The sequence below is a fragment of the Amphritea opalescens genome, assembly GCF_003957515.1.
GTDB lineage: Bacteria > Pseudomonadota > Gammaproteobacteria > Pseudomonadales > Balneatricaceae > Amphritea > Amphritea opalescens.
In genome coordinates, this window is the sequence record NZ_RQXW01000009.1 from 151,307 (window position 1) to 170,257 (window position 18,951).

Here is an 18,951-nt window from a genome sequence, read left to right on the forward strand (position 1 = left end):
TAAACCTTGATATTGGTCGGTTGTATAGGTGATTTTTCCACCGCAGAGGTTTTAGCTGAAACCTGATTAGTATATAAAGTTGTCATTAATTATTTGCTGAGCACCCATCTTGCAGTAAAGGTTTGAATAGCGATGGATGGCTGACATCATAAAAGGATTTGCTATGTTACGTACTGCTATGTTGCGTGTGTCGATGTTATTTTTGGTTGTGCTGCTAGCGGGCTGCAACGATGATGCCGCCACGACGGATGCTCAAACAGAGAACAAAGATACAACCGTATCGTCTGAAGCGATGAGTGAGCCGGTTTCAGCGGCTAGCGATGCGGATGAGATGCCATCGCCTGCATCGAGTTCTGATGCAGCAATGCCGACTAAGTCTTTCACGCTTAGATGGTTAGATTCCCAAGCAGGACAACCCGCTGTCCGAGATGCCTCCACGGATACGGTCGATATCTATGCCGTCATTGAAACTGACAAAACCCTTAATGCGGCTGAGTTTGCATCACTGATCCAGGTATCGGATAGTGCGGCGAAAGTGGCGGTAAATACAACGGGCAAACAACCGCAGCTAGTGATCAGTAATATTGTGCGCCCCCGTGATTGCGGTCAAGAGGTGACGGTAAGTTGGGGTGACACCGACGCACAGATGCAACGGTTTATGGTGCCGGCGGTATCCGGTGCGGATAATAGCCCGCTCGAATTGATCTCAGGCGCAATCGTTGGTGATTCTGGCGGTGTGCTGGAACTGATCTTTAACCGTCAATTAAAGCAGGACCAGGCTCTTAAACACCTGATATCCAGCGCCTATCGTTTCACCCGTTATCAGATTGAAGGTAACAAACTGCGTTTAGGGTTGAATAACTCGGCGGCAGACAAAGTAAATGTCACTATCCATAAAGAGCTGCAGGACCGCTGTGGCATGGGGCTGCGGTCGAGTCTGCGACAATCCTTTGAGATTGCACCGCATAAGCCGGGGGTTCGCTTTGCCGGTAGTGGCATTATCCTACCGGATGCGGCGCATATTGAACTGCCGTTTCAGGCGGTCAGTGCTAAATCAGTGACGGTCACCGCATTTGAGGTATTTGGCGATAATGTGGGGCAGTTCCTACAGGAAAACCGTCTAGACGGTAGCCGTTCACTGGATAAAGTCGGCCGCTTTCTTTGGCAGAAATCGATTCCGTTGACCGGGAGTGATCTACGTAGCTGGCAGGATTATCGTCTCGATATTACCGAGTTAATGGAACATAAAGGCGGTAGCCTTATTCGGCTTTATCTCTCGCTGGATCGCGGTGATTCGATGATAGCCTGTAGTGATACAGAGAATGCCGTCCCTCTACCGAAGCAGACATTACCCGAGAGTGCCGATGAGCTTAATTATGGCGGAGGCTATAGCTCATGGAATAACTTTGAGCCTGGCTCGTCGCGCACAACCCATTTGAGTGCCTGCGATGATCGTTATTATCGCTTTTCGTCGGATGCTAAGGCCGCTAAAAATCTGTTGCGTTCAAATATTGGCATCGTCGTGAAGCAGTCACCGAGTGGTCAGTATGCTCGGGTGATTACGACTAATTTGAAAACGGCGGAGCCATTGGTTGGCACCACTGTTGAGCTGTTTAATTTCCAAGGGCAGTCAGTCGGTAAAAGTAACACCGATAGTGATGGCTTTGCCCGCGTTGAGTTACACGGAAAACCCTTTTATCTGCAAGCTCAAGCGGGCGATCAACTGGGATATATTAAGCTGAACGATGCCGGTGCACTGACGACCAGTCAGTTTGATATTGGTGGTACGCATCTACAGAGTAATATCGACGGCTTTATTTTTGGTGAGCGGGATATTTGGCGGCCTGGTGATGATATCTATCTGACCTTCATTCTGAAGGATAAGCTTAAAGAATTGCCGCCGGAGCATCCGGTGGTCGCTGATCTGTATAACCCCTCCGGTCAGTTGGTGGAATCGGTTTATAGCAATCAACCGGTCGGTCATCTCTATAGCTTTAAGTTGGGCACCCCTGAAAGTGCTCCCACCGGTAACTGGGAAGCGGTGGTACGTGTCGGTGGGCAGGATTTCCATCATCCGCTGCGTATTGAAACCGTTGTGCCTAACCGCCTTAAAGTTGAATTGGATATCCCTCGTGATGAACGCTTACAGAATGGCGAAGAAAAATCGGTGGGTCTGCAATCGGCGTGGCTGCACGGTGCGCCTGCTAGCGATTTAAAAGCGGATGTATCGGTGTCGTTAGTGCCAGTGAAGACCCAGTTTACCGGTAAGTTTCCTGAGTATACCTTTGATGATCCAGCTCGAGATTATCGCTCCAATAAGATCAAGTTGTTTGAAGGAACCTTGGATGAGCAGGGTAAAACCCAGTTTGATCTCCTGATCGAGAGCAATACACCGCCGCCGGGTATGTTAAAAGCGGTGTTTACTAACCGAGTGTTTGAGGAGAGTGGACAGTTTAGTAGTAATAGCTTCTCTCGGCCGTTTGATTACTATGACCGTTATCTCGGGATGCTATTGCCCAAAGGGGATGCTGAACGAGGCATGCTGTTGACCGATGAGGATCATAAAACCCGTCTGGTGGTATTGGATCAAACCGGATTGCCGGTGAGTAATACCGATCTCGATGTGACGGTTTATAAACTCGATTGGAAGTGGTGGTACGAAAAAAGCAACGAATCCTTGGCGCGTTATACCGATGGTCGGCATAGTCGCGTAGTCGCCTCGGGCAGCGTCGTGTCCGATGAGAACGGTATGGCTGAATGGCCTCTGCGGATTAATTATCCACAATGGGGACGTTATTTAGTCCGGGCCTGTATTGCGGGTGGGGATAGCCACTGCACGGGTAAGGTGGTCTATATTGATTGGCCTGGTTGGGCAGGGCGTCAACAGGAATCTCAGGGCGATAACGTTGATCGGTTAACACTCTTCAGCGATAAGAAAGCCTATCAAGTGGGTGAAACCGCTACAGTGACGCTGCCTGAACTCGATAGCGGCCGGGCATTGGTCACCGTTGAAGCGGCCAATCGGGTGCTGAAGCAGTTTTGGGTGAAGACTGAACAGGCTCAAGCAGACGGGCAGCCGGCCTTGCAGCGGGAAGTGAAGATTGATATTACCGCTGAGATGACGCCAAATATCTATGTCAGTGTGACCTATCTACAGCCCCATGAAAATCGGCATAATGATCGGCCGATGCGGTTAATGGGGATTATTCCGCTGGCGGTCGAAGATCCACAAAACCACCTACATCCGGTGATTAAAACGCAGGATCAAGTTCACTCTCGCGCCAGCTTTGATATTCAGGTGGGCGAAGCGGATGGCCGTCCGATGGCCTACACCCTCGCGCTGGTGGATGAAGGCTTGTTGGGCCTGACAAACTACCGCACGCCGAATCCATTTGGTTATTTCTATCGTCGACAGGCCTTACAGGTGAAAACCTGGGATCTCTATAAAGATGTTGTCGGCGCCTATAGCGGTGAGCTGCATGGGCTATTGCCGGTGGGTGGTAGTGATGCACAGAAAGATGACGATAAGAGTAAGAAGAATCGCCGTTTTCCTCCCTTGGTCCAGTACCTTGGTCGTTTCGAGTTACAGCCCGGTGAGTTGCGTACCCATCATGTCACACTGCCGATGTACCTTGGTGCGGTGCGGGTGATGGTGGTGGCTGAAGATGGCGGGGCCTATGGTAAAGCGGAACAAGAGGTGGTGGTACGGGACGATGTCTCCATGTTCCCCACCTTGCCTCGGGTGTTAAGAGTCGGTGAACAAGCTGGTGTGCCCGTTGAGTTATTCAACAATACTGCAGACGAAACCGAGGTTGAGGTCACACTGACGGTGGATGATGAGCGGGTGAGTGTTGAGCAATCGTCGGCGAAACTAACGTTAGCGCCTTATTCATCGGCGATGGCTGAGTTTGCGATTCAGACAGGCGAGCAGACGGGCAAAGTGGCCTTTAACTTTGAGGTCGAATCGGCCACGGCGACCAGTAAACAGACCCTCTATCTGGATATTAATGCGCCTAATCCGCTGACGACTCGGGTTTCATCCCATCTGTTGGAGGCTAACTCGGCGCTGGACATAGGCTTACAGCCGTTCGGCATAGCGGGCAGTAACAGTGCTTCCGTCGCTTTGAGTCTGTTTAAACCTATTCACCTGCGCTCACGGATGGATTATCTAGTTCGATATCCACACGGCTGTCTAGAACAGACCACCTCATCGGTGTTCCCGCAGTTGTACCTGAATAAGCTGAGTCATTTGGATGAGAAGACCGGTCAGCAGACACAGCAGAATATTGCTGCGGCGATTGACCGGTTACAATCTTTCCAAACATTGGATGGTGGTTTCGCTTACTGGCCAGGGCAGAGTCATAGTCACGCCTGGGGGAGTAGTTATGCGGGTCACTTCCTGTTGTTAGCGAAACAGGCCGGTTATGAGGTGCCTGAAAACCTTCTGAATCAATGGTTGGCGTATCAATATCAGACATCAGAATTTGCTGTTGATAGTGGCGATAGCGAAAAAATCCGTGCACAGGCGTATCGATTATTTACCCTGAGTCTTGCGGGTAAACCCAACTGGTCAGCGATGTATCGTCTGAAAGCGTTACAGGTTGAAGATAGCGCCAGCTTGGCGATGTTGTCGCTGGCATATGTCTATGCAGGCCAAGAGGATGTCGCTCGTACATTGATTGCCGATGGTCTGACGGTGAGTGATGCTTATGATACCAATTCGCCTAGTTTTGGCTCTGCCTTACGGGATAAAGCACTGTTCTTAATGCTCTATGCCAATATTGCCGATCCGGTCGCGGCGGCAACATTAGCGGATGAAGTCGCCGATGGCTTGGCTGAAAACCGTTGGTATAGCACCCAAACCTCGGCATATGCCCTAATCGCATTGGCCAATTATCAACAGGTTGCGCAGCCGGTGCCGCAACAGAGTCTGCAAAGTGATCAAGATCGACCGTTAGCGCTTGAGGTGTTATTACAGCAGGCAGAAACGCAGCAGCGTTTAATGGTTGGGCGGCAGATCACCGAAGCGCAACTACAAAGTGGTACTGAGGCGGCCAAGCCCTTGAGTCTTCGTAACGATGGTGAGGTGCCGGTCTGGTTAACTTTGACTGAAACCGGTATCGCTGCGCCTGGCTCAGAAAAAACCTATGCTGATGGATTGCAGCTAAAGGTTGAGTATTGGGACGGTGATGATGTCGTTGATGTGCGCTCATTGAAGCAGGGCAGCAATGTGACGGCGTTGATCAAACTGCGTAATATCAGCGGTGCGGATATCAGTAATGTTGCATTGAATTTCAGAGCGCCGAGTGGTTGGCAGATCGATAATGAGCGTCAAGTCTGTACGGATGACGGCTGTCGCTTTGATTATATCGATATTCGGGACGATCGTGTCAGTGCCTATATGACCCTAGAGCGGAATCAGCAGAAAACCTTGGCATTGCAGTTAAACGCATCCTTTATCGGGCATTTCTATCTGCCGGCGATTTCGGCCTCCGCGATGTATAACGATAACCTTAAAGCGCAGTTAAAAGGGTTGAATGTTGAGGTTGTTCAGTAAACGTCGGGCGGTTTACGCCGGCTTACTGGTTTTATTGGCTGGGGCTACTCTATGGTGGCCCCTGCCCAAGCCGCTATTTAATCAGCCCCTTTCGCGTCTATTGTTGGATCAACAGCAGCAACTGCTGAGTGCTCGTATAGCCGCTGACCAGCAGTGGCGCTTTAAGTCGGTTGCCTCCCTATCGCCCGCTTATCAAACGGCACTGATACAGTATGAAGATAAACGCTTTATGCAGCACCCCGGCGTGGATCCTCTGGCGATTCTTCGAGCGCTGTACCTTAACCTGAAATCCGGTCGTGTGGTCAGTGGGGGGAGTACGATCACCATGCAGTTGGCACGCATGGTCGAGGGGAATCAACCACGAACGCTGTGGCAGAAGCTGCAAGAGTTACATCTGGCATTACGGTTAGAGGTGCAGCTGACGAAAGCGGAGATTCTTTCGCTCTATGCGGCGAATGCGCCGATGGGGGGGAATACCGTCGGCATCGATGCGGCGGCTTGGCGTTATTTCGGGCGATCACTAGCGGAGCTTAGCTGGGCTGAAGCGGCATTGTTGGCCGTTTTGCCGAATAATCCCGCGGCGATGCACCTGTCACGTAGCCGTGATAAATTGCAGGCGAAACGGGATTTTCTGCTACATAAGCTTTGGCTGAAAGGGATCTTGACCGAACAAGACTATCGGCTGTCTCTGCTTGAATCGATTCCTCAACGCCCTCGACGTTGGCCTAGTTATGGGCAGCATCTTCTTGATCGGCTGAGTCAGCAATATCCGGATCAGTCTGTCTTTTATACATCGATCGATCGGCGTTTAACGCAGAAAATTGAGTTCATTACGCGGCAACACAGTCAGCGATTGGGTGCTATCGGCATTCATAACCTAGCCTTGCTGGTGGTCGATAATGCCAGTATGCAGGTGAAAGCCTATTTCGGTAATGTGGCTTACAGTGACCGACCGGAAGATGGCTCCCATGTGGATATCGCCAGCCGCCCTCGCTCATCGGGTAGTACCTTAAAGCCGTTTCTCTATGCGGCGATGCTGGATAACGGTGATATCACCCCACAGACGCTGATTCCTGATGTACCCACCGCCTACGGTAGTTATCAGCCGAGTAATTATGACCAAAGCTTTCGTGGCGCGGTGACGGCGCGTTCAGCGTTGACCGCTTCGTTGAATATTCCTTCGGTGAGGATGCTTAACGACTATAGCTATCAGGCGTTTTACGACAAGTTACAGGCACTGGGTTTTAGTAACCTGTTTCGTCAGCCGGATGAGTATGGTTTGTCGCTTATTTTGGGTGGGGCTGAAGTTAGTTTAGTGGATTTGACCGCTGCTTATGCTGGGCTAAGTCGCCGTGCGCAGCAGGCCGCCCCATTGAGCTTCGAGGCGCTGAACTATGGTGTCTCGTTTGATCATGAAAAGGCAGAAAAAACGGCCTACCCGTTGAGTCAGGGAGCGGCTTGGCTGACCTTGGATGCCTTATCCGATGTGACTCGTCCCGGTTTACATAAGATTCATCGCTTATTTTCCGGTTCCGCTCGGGTTGCTTGGAAAACTGGTACTAGTTATGGCTTGCGGGATGGTTGGGCGGTCGGTACTACCGAGAACGTTACCGTGGGCGTCTGGGTGGGGAATGCCAATGGGGAAGGGCGACAGTTATTAACTGGCACGAGTGCTGCCGCTCCCGTTTTATTCGATACCCTTAATATCATTAATGATCTCGGTTGGCCGGAAGAGCCTAGTGGGGCATTGAAATCCATAGAGGTCTGTCGTGAAAATGGTTTTTTACCCAAGTTTGGCTGTCCTCGAGAACGGGTGACAATTCCCGCAGCAGCGCAGTTTGAAAAGGTCAGTCCGCATCACTTTCAGGTGACAGTCGATCGCAACACAGGCTTACGTAGCAGTATCGGCTGTAATCCAACCGGCAGTATTATCAGTAAAACATTTTTTCAGTTGCCGCCTTCTCAAGCGGCTTTCTACCGGATCGCTCATGCATCCTACCATCCTGTGCCTGAATTTGATGAAGGCTGCACCCCCGATAGGCGGGCTTTAAATGGTCGCTTTGAGGTGACCTATCCCCGCGCCGGTCAGATTATTAGCTTACCTCGGTATATGAGTGGCCAGCCGGGAGAGGTGATTTTTAGGGCCACGGCTAAAAGCGATTCAGCGCAGCTGTTCTGGCATCTTGATAAACACTATCTGGGGGCAACTAAGACATTTCATGAGCTCAGTGAAACGCTTCAGCCTGGGAAACACCTGTTGCGGGTGGTTGATCAACAAGGGGTGTGGCAACAGATCCGCTTTACGGTTATTCCTTAATATCAACAGTGAAAAACGAATAAACCTATTAAACGTATGCTTTTTATTAAGCTGAGGGTGATAAAAAGTTGATCAATCCATAATCTTGGTATACAACTAAGGTATAAAGACAAACCAGCTTAGTGCTGGTTTTTGTTCCTCTTATTTTAGCTGTTAGGGGCAAGAGATAATAATAAAGCAACCGGAACTGTTGCAGGAGCAAGTGCGATGAATGCTATTTTGAAGGATCAGAATGATTTTTTTGCTTTTCTCAAAGGATCAGGTGTACCGCTAAAACAGACATGGACACCGCAACAATGTAGTCAGGCCGCTCTGGCTTGGTTGGTAGATCAGAATGATGTGATTCGGACTCAGTTTGCGGTCACCGTGACAGAGTTGAAAGACAATGATCAGGTGATGCCGCCGGAGATCCAAGAGGCATTATCCATTTTGGTCGATAATTAAACATCTTATACCTGAGTGTTGGCTAAAAGCACCGATGATTAGGCTACATAAGCGTTAGAGGCATAGCCGGTATAGTCGGATATAGTCGGTTTATGCGATTTTTCTATATTTCACAGGGTAACGTTTGTCTATCTGTGATGATTTACCCCTGCTACAAATGATCAGTAATCGGCAATCCTGTTTCGAGTCTGCATACCCATTTCGTCAAAGAGTCATTTCCGGTTTGAGTTCGTATTCACCTAACTTTTTGATAATAGCTTGCACCTGAAGTTGTCGCTCTGAGTCTTTAACATAGACAGCAAACACGGAACGTTTCACGGATTTGATATTATTGACTCGGTGTAGCTGTGCAGATGCAAGGTAAGGCCCCGCTAATACCAATGGTAGAAACGCACAGCCGCCATGGCTAAGAATAAATTCCAGCGCGATCTGACTCTGCTCGGTATGTAAAATCGGCGTCAGGGTTTTCTTGAAGAGTTTAGCGGTGCGCATATTAAACGCGACGCCCCAGTCTACAAACACAAAGTCGCAGTCCTGAACCTGATCAGGCGTAAGCTCTGCTTCGCTACTTACTAATACCAGTTCTATTTGACCGATCTTGAGGTGATCCAGTTCATCGAGGTTGGGTGGGTCGAGTACGATGGCGAGATCTAAGGTGCCGGAAAGGAGCGAGCGGGTGAGCTCCAGATGATTATTAATTTCAGTCCGGATAATCATGTTAGGAAAACTGCCCACCAATTTCGGTAGCGTGGACTGCAGAAAAGTCCCCCATAGGTTTGAAATCCCCCCCAAGACGAGCTGTGACTCCTGTTCTTCACAGATCGCCACATCTTGCAGTGCCATTTGCCAATTTTTAATAATATTTTCAGCGTGAGGTATCAAGCGTTCGCCAGCACTGGTGAGCAGAATATTATTACGTTGGCGGGTAAACAGCGGCACACCGATCAACTCTTCTAGGTGTCGGATACGAAAGCTGACCGCTGATTGGGTCAGATAAAGGTTCTGTGCCGCTTTGCCAAAGTGGCGCGTACGGGTGACTTCAAGAAAGGTGCGTAGTAAGCCGATTTCCATTGCTTAGCCTATTTGCTAAAGGTAGTGACTGTTCGATTAGTAATTTCGATTGAAGTCATAAAAAAGCATCATTTTACACCGTTTAAATCTCTGATAATAATCTAAGTGTAGTTTAAATAGTGCATAAAGAACGGATCAATATTTTTTATGGTTAGGTGTGCTGATGTCATTAAATGGCGTTAGGTACCTGATCAGGTGAGTAGCACACAGTGGTGCACTACATCATCAACGCCCTTAGGTATTAAAGAGAAGCATTATGAGTAACAAAAATCGTTTGAGTAGCTATTCAGAAGATCAGGATGGCTGGGAAGACTGGGGTGACGATAGCTATAAGGCTAGTAAGCGTCGTACGCGGTCAGCTCGGGCTGTTGAGTTTAGTGCTGATGATGATTGGGATGATGAAGATGATGAACTGCCGGAAGAACTCGGCCGTAAATCACATAGTCGCCGACGAGATATTGAAGATCGCCTTGAGCGACAACGGTTAAGACAGGATATCTTCGGGGATATGGACCGGCAAGACCGGGCCTAACCTTTCTAAAAGCAGGCATTGCCTGCTTTTTTTTGATTTGGCGCAATTTTAATCAGATGATGACTCATTATAGGAGTTTTTCTTATATACCCTCGGTCCTCTATTTCTCAAAATAGAGGTAGGTCGAGTGGATCTGATGGTCGTTAAAATACTCTGAGACCTGTAGTAACGCATGAATTTAAGGAGCATCAAATGCATACGGGAACAGTTAAGTGGTTTAACAATGCGAAGGGGTTTGGTTTTATTGTATCGCCAGACTTTGAAGAGGACTTATTTGTCCACTACTCCGCGATTATCACTGAGGGTTATAAGAGTCTTAGAACAGGTCAGTCTGTTCAATTTGAAGCGGCGCCAAAAGATGTTGGTATACATGCTGTGAATATTACCCCGATTACTGCCAGTTAAACTGTTTTTAATCGCTCGTCATGCACAGTCTAACAAGGCTGTGCATTTCTTTTTTCTGTGCCGAATTTGGCCACGACGCTTTTTTATCTCAGATAATAATCACGTTCATCACGTTCATCACGTTCATCACGTTCATCACGTTCATCACGTTCATCACGTTCATCACGTCAGTCGCCCCGTTTAACTATTGATGCTCAATTTCTCATATTCGACGTTATTGTGTTGTAGCAGCGACGGTGAACATGGAAACCTATTCTTACCACGCATTGAGATGCGGCCTCTATTGTTGAGTCATGATTTGTCGACCAATATATTGTTGGTCTTTCTGAGTGTACGCGCCATCTCGCGGGCAAGATTCATCATGAGTATACCGAACTCAAGGGGATGGCTGAGGTGAAAGTCATGGAATATCTCTGAGTTTATTTCCAGTGAAATACCGGCTTCACAGGCCTCCGCTCGTCCCACTCTGTCATGTAAGGCGATCATGCTGACGAAACCGATCTGCTCACCGGCGTTAAATGTCCGTATGTAGGCGTAACGTTGGTTATGAAATTTATAGTAATCAACGGACCCCTGTAGGATGACGTGGAAACTATTACCCGCTTGATCGGGGCTGAAGAGTTCATCTCCTGCGTTAAAGCTACGAATAACGCCATGATCCAATAGCCAGAGGATAGAGGTTTCCGGAAGAGCGCCGAACACTGAGGCACTGGCAAGCAGACTTAACGGTAGCTGGGCCAATAGTTGTTGGCTGTTGATTCTGTCCATCACTGATTCCTGTCTCTTATCAGGGTTAAGTTTAGTCGGACTGTCATGATTGTCAGTGTTTTTTATTTTACGGCCATTCCGGCTGGTATATCGACTATGCTGATACGTGGTTACGCTGATGCCAGATCAGAACGCGCTATATTCTATTCAGCATCTATACTTTAAAGAACCCAGTTGATTGATACAACTTTAGGATAGTTTTTCTGAATTAGGTTTCATAAGTCATCGCTATTATAAGTTAACGCTTAATAGGATTCATTGTTTTAGGGGTTCTGATAACTTCAAAGTGATACAAAAAAGTTGTCAACATGTTAGATTTGTGTAATATTAACCTGATCCGGGAATGACTGAGTTTATTGTCACCACAGGTTTCCACACTGAGTAACGTTTTGCTGGACGTTGCCAGGAAAATAGAAATGAGGAAATAATAATGACAGATGCCTATATCTGCGATGCTGTCCGTACACCTTTTGGGCGTTACGGTGGCGGTCTTTCTGCTGTTCGGGCTGACGATCTGGGTGCGGTGCCTCTCAAGGCATTGATTGATCGTAATCCACAGGTGGACTGGTCTCAGGTAGATGATGTTATCTACGGGAATGCCAACCAAGCAGGCGAAGATAACCGTAACGTTGCGCGTATGTCGGCGCTGCTGGCGGGGATGCCGACCGAGGTGCCAGGCACCACGGTTAACCGTTTGTGTGGTTCAGGTATGGACGCCATTGGCATGGCAGCACGGGCGATTAAAGCTGGCGAAACTGAATTGATGGTTGCCGGTGGCTGTGAATCGATGTCACGGGCACCTTTCGTGATGGGTAAAGCTGAATCGGCTTTTAGTCGTACGCCGAATGGCTTGTATGACACCACGATCGGCTGGCGTTTCGTCAATAAAAAGATGAAAGAACAGTACGGCGTCGACAGCATGCCCGAGACGGCTGAAAACGTTGCTGAAGAGTTCAACATCTCCCGTGAAGATCAGGATCTGTTTGCTTTTCGTAGTCAGCAAAAAACGGCGGCGGCGATGGCTAAAGGTCTCTTCGATGAAGAGATTGTGCCGGTCATTATTCCTCAGCGTAAGGGTGAGCCATTGGTTTTTGATACCGATGAACACCCTCGCGCATCTACAACATTGCAAGATTTGTCAAAACTGAAAGCGCCTTTCCGTGCTGGCGGTTCCGTCACAGCGGGTAACGCTTCTGGCGTCAATGATGGTGCTTGTGCACTGCTGGTCGCGTCGAAAGCCGCGGCAGATAAATACGGCCTGACCCCGAAAGCCCGTGTCGTAGGCATGGCAACGGCGGGTCTTGCACCACGGATTATGGGCTTTGGCCCATCGCCAGCGACCAAGAAAGTATTAGCACAAACCGGTCTGACGTTGGATCAGATGGACGTTATCGAGCTTAATGAAGCCTTTGCTGCTCAAGGCTTAGCGGTCATGAGAGATTTAGGCTTGGCCGATGATGCCGCCCATGTAAACCCGAACGGTGGTGCTATTTCATTAGGGCATCCTCTGGGAGCCAGTGGCGCGCGTCTTGTGATGACTTCAATGTATCAATTACACCGTACCGGTGGCCGTTATGCGCTGTGCACCATGTGTATCGGCGTCGGTCAGGGTATCGCGATGATCATTGAACGGGTGTAACACCTATTAGCCAATCCGGTTAGGACCGAATGCCTGCCGGATTGATATTTACCCTGTGCTGAATGCCTGAAATATAAGAATACAGGACGACAAAATTATGAAATATGAGAAGCATCCCCGCCGGGCACTAGACCCGATTGAAACCGCCAGCATTGATGAGCTGCGTGCGCTGCAGTTAGTCCGTATGCAGTGGAGTATCGCTCACGCCTATAACAATGTGCCAGCGTATAAGCGTTTATGCGATGAGAGTGGGGTTCATCCATTTGAATTGAAACAGCTGGAAGATTTAAGCCTCTTCCCGTTTACCACTAAAGCCTATTTGCGTGATGCGTATCCGTTTGATTCTTTTGCCGTGCCAATGGCTGATGTTGTACGGGTGCATGCGTCATCCGGTACCACGGGTAAACCAACGGTTGTAGGCTATACCCAGAATGATATCAATGTCTGGGCCGATGTTGTGGCTCGTTCTATCCGTGCAGCGGGTGGTCATGCCGGCGATAAAGTTCATATCTCTTACGGTTATGGCTTATTTACCGGAGGTATGGGTGCCCATTATGGTGCTGAGCGCTTGGGTTGTACCGTTATTCCGATGTCCGGTGGTCAGACGGAGAAACAGGTTCAGCTGATGAATGATTTCGATCCTGACATCATCATGGTAACCCCCTCTTATATGCTTAACATTATCGATGAGATGGAGCGTCAAGGACTCGATCCTCACAAGATGGCGCTTCGTTGCGGTATCTTTGGTGCCGAGCCTTGGACCGATGAGATGCGTAAAAACATCGAACACCGTCTGGGTATCGATGCGGTGGATATCTATGGTCTATCTGAAGTGATGGGGCCGGGTGTTGCGCAGGAGTGTATCGAAACCAAAGATGGTCCAACCATTTGGGAAGATCACTTTTACCCTGAGATTATCGATCCGAATACCGGCGCGGTATTGCCGGATGGCGAATACGGTGAGTTAGTGTTTACCTCGCTCACGAAGGAAGCTTTGCCGATTGTCCGTTACCGTACCCGTGATTTGACCCGTCTATTGCCCGGCACTGCACGTCCTATGCGGCGTATCGATAAGATCACCGGTCGTTCCGACGACATGATGATTATCCGTGGTGTCAACGTCTTCCCGACTCAGGTTGAAGAGCAGATTTTGAAGATCTCTGCGCTGTCTCCGCATTATGAAATTGTGGTGGATAAGCAGGGCAACTTAGATACTGTGCTGGTGAAAGTTGAACTGTCGGTGGGTGCACAGAGTGCTAATCAGGCATCGGTAGCGAAAGAGCTGGCTCACCATATTAAGGCGGTGATCGGTATCTCAACAACGATTGAAATTTTACAGCCGGGAACGATTCCTCGCTCCGAAGGCAAGGCTAAGCGGGTATTTGATAACCGCCCTAAAATAACATAAGACGGGTGCCCTGTTGTTCAGGGTCGCCAACCAAATGTCATCGCGAAGGGCTTGCCTAGCAAGCCTTAAACCGAAGTGGAGACGATTGAAATGACAATACCTCAAGAAGAAAACTTCATGCGTAAGATTTCGGCTGAAGAGAAAATTGAGCCGAAAGATTGGATGCCTGCTGCGTACCGTAAAAACCTGATTCGTCAGATCTCGCAGCATGCACACTCTGAAATTATTGGCATGCAGCCTGAAGGCAACTGGATTACTCGGGCGCCATCTCTGCGTCGTAAAGCGGTATTGCTGTCTAAGGTTCAGGATGAAGCGGGTCATGGTCTGTATCTTTACAGCGCCTGTGAAACCCTCGGAATCTCCCGTTCCGAGATGATTGAGCAGTTGCAAACCGGTGCGGCTAAATACTCGTCAATCTTCAACTACCCAACCCTAACCTGGGCAGATGTTGGTGCGATTGGCTGGTTGGTTGATGGCGCAGCGATTGTGAACCAGGTGTCGTTGCAGCGTACCTCATACGGCCCCTATGCCCGTGGCATGATCCGTATCTGTAAAGAGGAATCGTTCCATCAGCGCCAAGGTTATGAAGCGATGTTGGCACTGGCAAAAGGCTCTGAAGGACAGAAGGCGATGGCCCAAGATGCGCTAGATCGCTTCTACTGGCCCGCCTTGATGATGTTTGGTCCACACGATTCGGATTCGGCGCATTCGCAGAAATCGATGGAATGGAAAATCAAACGTGAAACGAATGATGATCTGCGCCAAAAATTCATTGATCAAACGGTTCAGCAGATTGAAGTGCTGGGTCTGGAACATCCAGACAAAGCGATTAAGTGGAATGAAGAGCGCGGCCACTTCGACAGCAGTGATCTGAACTGGGATGAGTTCTGGAGTGTGATCAATGGTAACGGCCATTGTAACCGTCAGCGTATCGAACACCACGTGGCTGCTCATGAAGAAGGTGAGTGGGTACGTGATGCGATCACCGCCTATAACGAAAAGAAACGTGCCAAGCAAGCACAGAACGCGGCATAAGGGGTAACTGAGATGACAACGTCTACCGAAAAGCTGGAACTGTTTGAAGTATTTGTACGTTCCAAGCGTGGTCTTGACCACAAACATATTGGCAGCTTGCACGCTGAAGATCATGAACAAGCATTGGAATATGCCCGCGACTGTTATACCCGCCGTAGTGAAGGGGTTAGCATCTGGGTCGTTAAATCCAATGATATCTGTGCCTCTCAAGAAGACGATGCGGATTGCTTCTATGATCCGAGTGATGACAAACCTTATCGTCATGCGACGTATTATGTTTTGCCTGACCCCGTCAACAACATGTAATTGGGGAGAGCCTGCATGAGTGATCAAATGAAAAATGCACTGCTGGAATACACAACCCGTCTGGGTGATGATGCGGTGGTGCTTGGACACCGTATTTCCGAATGGGTGAGTTATGGCCCTTTCCTAGAAGAAGATATCGCCTACGGTAATGTCGCACTGGATTATATTGGCCGTGCGCGGATGTTTTATGCCTATGCTGCCGAGTTGGCTGATGATGGGCGTGATGAAGATGATTTCGCCTATATGCGTAATGATCGGGAATATCATAATCTGCTGTTGCTGGAACTGCCGAAAGGGGATTTTGCCTATTCGCAGGTACGTCAGTTATTTGCCGATGCTTATTACACCCTGATGTTGCCGCACCTGCTGCACTCGAAGGACGAGCGCTTATCGGCCATCGCCGCTAAAGCGATTAAAGAAACCAAGTATCACCTGCGTCGCAGTCGTGATTGGGTTTTACGTCTGGGTGAAGGCACCGATGAAAGTCATCGTCGCGCTCAGAAAGCCCTCGACCAGTTGTGGGGTTACACCCATGAGATGTTCGATATGGATGATACCGAGCAATTACTGGCGGATGCGGGTATCGGTGTTGATGTGTCTAAGTTACGTGATGAGTGGCTGGCGATGGTGACAGAGATTGTCACTAACGCAACCCTGACAGTGCCGGAAGATAGCTGGGCTGTACGCGGTGGTCGTATTGGTTATCACACCGAAAATCTAGGCCATATGCTGACCGAGATGCAGATTGTGCATCGTTCACATCCTGGCTGTAAGTGGTAAGAGCGATGAATGAGATCTCTCTGATGGCAGAAGAGCACTATCAACGTTTGCAACAGCGTAATGCTGACGACGTGAAAGTGTTCTGGGATCTACTGGATGCGGTTAAAGACCCTGAAGTGCCAGCGTTAAGCATTTGGGATCTGGGTATATTGCGGGATATTCAGCTTGATGGTGAGCAGGTTGTGATCACCATTACGCCGACCTACTCCGGCTGTCCGGCGATGGATAATATCAGTACCGATGTTGTTCAGTGTCTGAACGAGCATGGCTATGCCGATGTGACGGTGAAAATGTCACTGTCGCCAGCGTGGAGTTCCGAGTGGATGTCACCGGAGGGTCGTATCAAACTGCGCCAGTATGGTATTGCCCCTCCGGAAGATGCCGAACTGGATGCTGATGGCTTAACGCCGGATGCCCATGCTGCGTGCCCCCACTGCGGATCACGCAATACCCATCGAGTCAGTGAGTTTGGTTCAACCGCCTGTAAAGCGCTGTTTCAGTGTGATGCCTGTGGTGAGCCGTTCGATTATTTTAAAAAGATCTGATCCAGTATCAGCTCTGATAAAAACAATAGGTGAAGCATGTCTGACACCAATTTTTACACCCTGAAAGTCGCGGATGTACAGCCCGAAACGGATACAGCGATCTGTGTTACTTTCGCGGTTCCGGATGATCTGACCGACAAATTCCGTTTTATTCAAGGGCAGTTTCTAACCCTGCGGGCGACCATTGACGGTGAAGAAGTACGCCGTTCTTACTCGATCTGCTCCGGTGTGAATGATGGCCATATGCGGGTCGGCATTAAGCGCGTGAAAAACGGTCGGTTCTCTAATTATGCCAATGATGTTTTTAAACCGGGCATGTCGGTTGATGTGATGCCGCCTCAGGGGAGCTTCTATACAGAGCTGAACCCTGATAACAGCAAAAACTATATGTGTATTGCTGTCGGTTCGGGTATCACTCCGATGATCTCCATTATGAAATCGATTATGGATACGGAACCCGGTTCTAGCGTGACGCTGATCTACGGTAACCGTCGTAGTAATTCGGTTATGTTTAAAGAGGAACTGAACTTCGTTAAAAACCGTTTTATGGATCGTTTCCACTGGATCAATATTATGGATTACGAAGATCAGGGGGCGGATCTGCTTAACGGCCGTATCGATAACGCTAAAGGTTATGCCTTACAAAAAGCGGGTTTGATCAACATTAAAGCCGTGGATGATGCCTTTATCTGTGGTCCCGAATCGATGATGTCGGAAATCTCTCGGGGCTTCCGCCTTGAAGGTTTGAGTGATGAACAGATTCACTATGAGCTGTTTGCTAACTCGTCTGCTGATTCCAAAGAGATGTTGGAAAAAGCTGCTAAACGTAAAGAGCAGTTTGGCGAAGAGAAGATGTCAAAAGTGACCGTCCGTGCCGATGGGCGCGCGGTGATGTTTGATCTAGCAACCGTAGGCGAGAACATCCTCGATGCCGGTATGCATAACGGGATGGATCTGCCTTACTCTTGTAAAGCCGGCGTGTGTTCAACCTGTAAGTGTAAGTTGGTTGAAGGGGAGGTCGATATGGATATCTCCCACGGGCTTGAGCAACATGAGATTGAAAGCGGCTATATCCTAAGCTGTCAGGCTCACCCGATCTCCGATACGGTCGTCGTCGATTTCGATCAGCGTTAATCGTTACAGCGGTTGCCGGTCGGCTTACTCTTTAAGCTAAGTGGCCGCTGAACCTTTAGGAAAATCCACTGCGGTACCCATATTGAAAAGATGGGGTGCCGAGGTGGATTTTTTTTGTGCAGTGAGGGGCTAGAGCGTTGTTTGATCTAGGGGGGACAAGACCGCCTGTAGATACCATCTCTCACCACCGGGTTCAAACTGTTTTTTAAGCCGTTTGAACCTGGAATTCACTTTGATTCTTAACCACGCCAAAACATACTTGTACCAGCTTTCTCATGGCCGCTCCCAAAGCGGACATTTTCGTTTTACCCGCCGCAAGCAAGCGTTCATATTGTCTTCGAATATCCGGGTTATGCTGCTTGGCTGTTACTGCCGCCATATAGAGCTTGGCTCTAAGATGTGCTGGGCCTGTTTTGCTCAAAGCGGTATAGCCCTTAATCTTTCCAGACTCCTTCATCTTCGGGATTAGCCCCATATAGGCCGCGACCTGTTTTGCCGTTTTAAATCGCTTGGCAGCAAATAGATAGGTCAGTTCCCGAGACATCACTTCGCCTATACCTTTTATGCTCTCTAGTAGCTTGCGGTTTTTCTTCAGCGGTGGATGGCGGTTAATATGCTCATCAATATTCTGTTTGAGCTTTTCGATCTCGACTTCGATAACCGTGATCATTTCATGCAATGATTGCCTGACTCGATCAGATGTATCGCTGATTTCACAAGACTCAAGGCGATTGTGTTCGCGCTGTCTGTCTTTTTCTAACGCGCTTAAGCGTCGCATTAAAGACTTTAGCTCACGTACTTCAGGCGCTTCTGGTTGCCACAGCCTGATATCTTGAGGCTGCTCCTCGCCATAGTACGACAGCATGGCTGCATCGGACTTATCTGTTTTATGGGTCAGGCCTATTGATTCAGCATACTTCTTGGCCTTACCCGGATTCGCCATAAAAATAGTGAAGCCTTGTTCATGGAGATAATAGACCAGCGCTTCATGGTAAACACCGGTTGCCTCA

At 49.0% G+C, this 18,951-nt stretch carries 15 protein-coding genes; 12 read left to right on the forward strand and 3 right to left on the reverse strand.

The genetic code is table 11. The features are described from left to right. Positions 1-163: 163 nt before the first annotated feature. From EH243_RS11795 to EH243_RS11805, 3 genes are all read left to right on the forward strand, one after another. Positions 164-5,557 carry an alpha-2-macroglobulin family protein gene (locus tag EH243_RS11795; protein ID WP_164549111.1) on the forward strand — a complete coding sequence of 1,798 codons (5,394 nt, stop codon included), beginning with the start codon at positions 164-166 and terminating at the stop codon, positions 5,555-5,557. Then, entirely contained in the window at positions 5,538-7,874 is a 2,337-nt protein-coding gene (pbpC, locus tag EH243_RS11800) for a penicillin-binding protein 1C (protein ID WP_126158870.1), read from the forward strand. The genes EH243_RS11795 and pbpC overlap by 20 nt, the downstream gene beginning before the upstream one ends. A gap of 207 nt (positions 7,875-8,081) precedes the next feature. Then, entirely contained in the window at positions 8,082-8,318 is a 237-nt protein-coding gene (locus EH243_RS11805; protein WP_126158871.1) for a hypothetical protein, read from the forward strand. Positions 8,319-8,522: 204 nt separating this feature from the next. Here EH243_RS11805 and EH243_RS11810 read toward each other — a convergent pair whose 3' ends face one another. Continuing rightward, entirely contained in the window at positions 8,523-9,389 is an 867-nt protein-coding gene (locus tag EH243_RS11810; RefSeq protein WP_126158872.1) for a LysR substrate-binding domain-containing protein, read from the reverse strand. A gap of 256 nt (positions 9,390-9,645) precedes the next feature. On the opposite strand from EH243_RS11810, the gene EH243_RS11815 reads away from it, so the two are divergent. Continuing rightward, positions 9,646-9,921, forward strand: a complete 276-nt coding sequence (locus EH243_RS11815) for a hypothetical protein (protein ID WP_126158873.1) — start codon at positions 9,646-9,648, stop codon at positions 9,919-9,921. Positions 9,922-10,113: 192 nt separating this feature from the next. Next, positions 10,114-10,326, forward strand: a complete 213-nt coding sequence (locus EH243_RS11820; protein ID WP_126158874.1) for a cold-shock protein — start codon at positions 10,114-10,116, stop codon at positions 10,324-10,326. 291 nt (positions 10,327-10,617) lie between these two features. Here the strand turns inward: EH243_RS11820 and EH243_RS11825 are convergent, their stop codons facing one another. Beyond that, entirely contained in the window at positions 10,618-11,094 is a 477-nt protein-coding gene (locus tag EH243_RS11825; RefSeq protein WP_126158875.1) for a Crp/Fnr family transcriptional regulator, read from the reverse strand. A gap of 430 nt (positions 11,095-11,524) precedes the next feature. Here EH243_RS11825 and pcaF point away from each other — a divergent pair, with 430 nt between their 5' ends. The 7 genes from pcaF (at position 11,525) to paaE (ending at position 17,941) form a co-directional block, all read left to right on the forward strand. Then, positions 11,525-12,733 carry a 3-oxoadipyl-CoA thiolase gene (pcaF, locus tag EH243_RS11830; protein ID WP_126158876.1) on the forward strand — a complete coding sequence of 403 codons (1,209 nt, stop codon included), beginning with the start codon at positions 11,525-11,527 and terminating at the stop codon, positions 12,731-12,733. A gap of 97 nt (positions 12,734-12,830) precedes the next feature. After that, entirely contained in the window at positions 12,831-14,141 is a 1,311-nt protein-coding gene (gene paaK / locus EH243_RS11835) for a phenylacetate--CoA ligase PaaK (protein ID WP_126158877.1), read from the forward strand. 90 nt (positions 14,142-14,231) lie between these two features. Beyond that, positions 14,232-15,176 carry a 1,2-phenylacetyl-CoA epoxidase subunit PaaA gene (gene paaA / locus EH243_RS11840; protein WP_126158878.1) on the forward strand — a complete coding sequence of 315 codons (945 nt, stop codon included), beginning with the start codon at positions 14,232-14,234 and terminating at the stop codon, positions 15,174-15,176. A 12-nt stretch (positions 15,177-15,188) separates the two neighbouring features. Continuing rightward, positions 15,189-15,482, forward strand: coding sequence for a 1,2-phenylacetyl-CoA epoxidase subunit PaaB (gene paaB / locus EH243_RS11845; protein ID WP_126158879.1), 294 nt, complete (start codon positions 15,189-15,191; stop codon positions 15,480-15,482). A 15-nt stretch (positions 15,483-15,497) separates the two neighbouring features. Continuing rightward, positions 15,498-16,262: a 1,2-phenylacetyl-CoA epoxidase subunit PaaC gene (gene paaC, locus EH243_RS11850; protein WP_126158880.1), complete on the forward strand. Its 765-nt coding sequence runs from the start codon at positions 15,498-15,500 to the stop codon at positions 16,260-16,262. A gap of 5 nt (positions 16,263-16,267) precedes the next feature. Further along, entirely contained in the window at positions 16,268-16,807 is a 540-nt protein-coding gene (gene paaD, locus EH243_RS11855; RefSeq protein WP_126158881.1) for a 1,2-phenylacetyl-CoA epoxidase subunit PaaD, read from the forward strand. Positions 16,808-16,843: 36 nt separating this feature from the next. Beyond that, positions 16,844-17,941: a 1,2-phenylacetyl-CoA epoxidase subunit PaaE gene (gene paaE, locus EH243_RS11860; protein ID WP_126158882.1), complete on the forward strand. Its 1,098-nt coding sequence runs from the start codon at positions 16,844-16,846 to the stop codon at positions 17,939-17,941. A 205-nt stretch (positions 17,942-18,146) separates the two neighbouring features. On the opposite strand, the gene EH243_RS11865 is transcribed toward paaE, so the two are convergent. Continuing rightward, on the reverse strand, positions 18,147-18,951 hold an 805-nt coding region (locus EH243_RS11865), incomplete at its 5' end, for an IS110 family RNA-guided transposase (protein ID WP_126158883.1).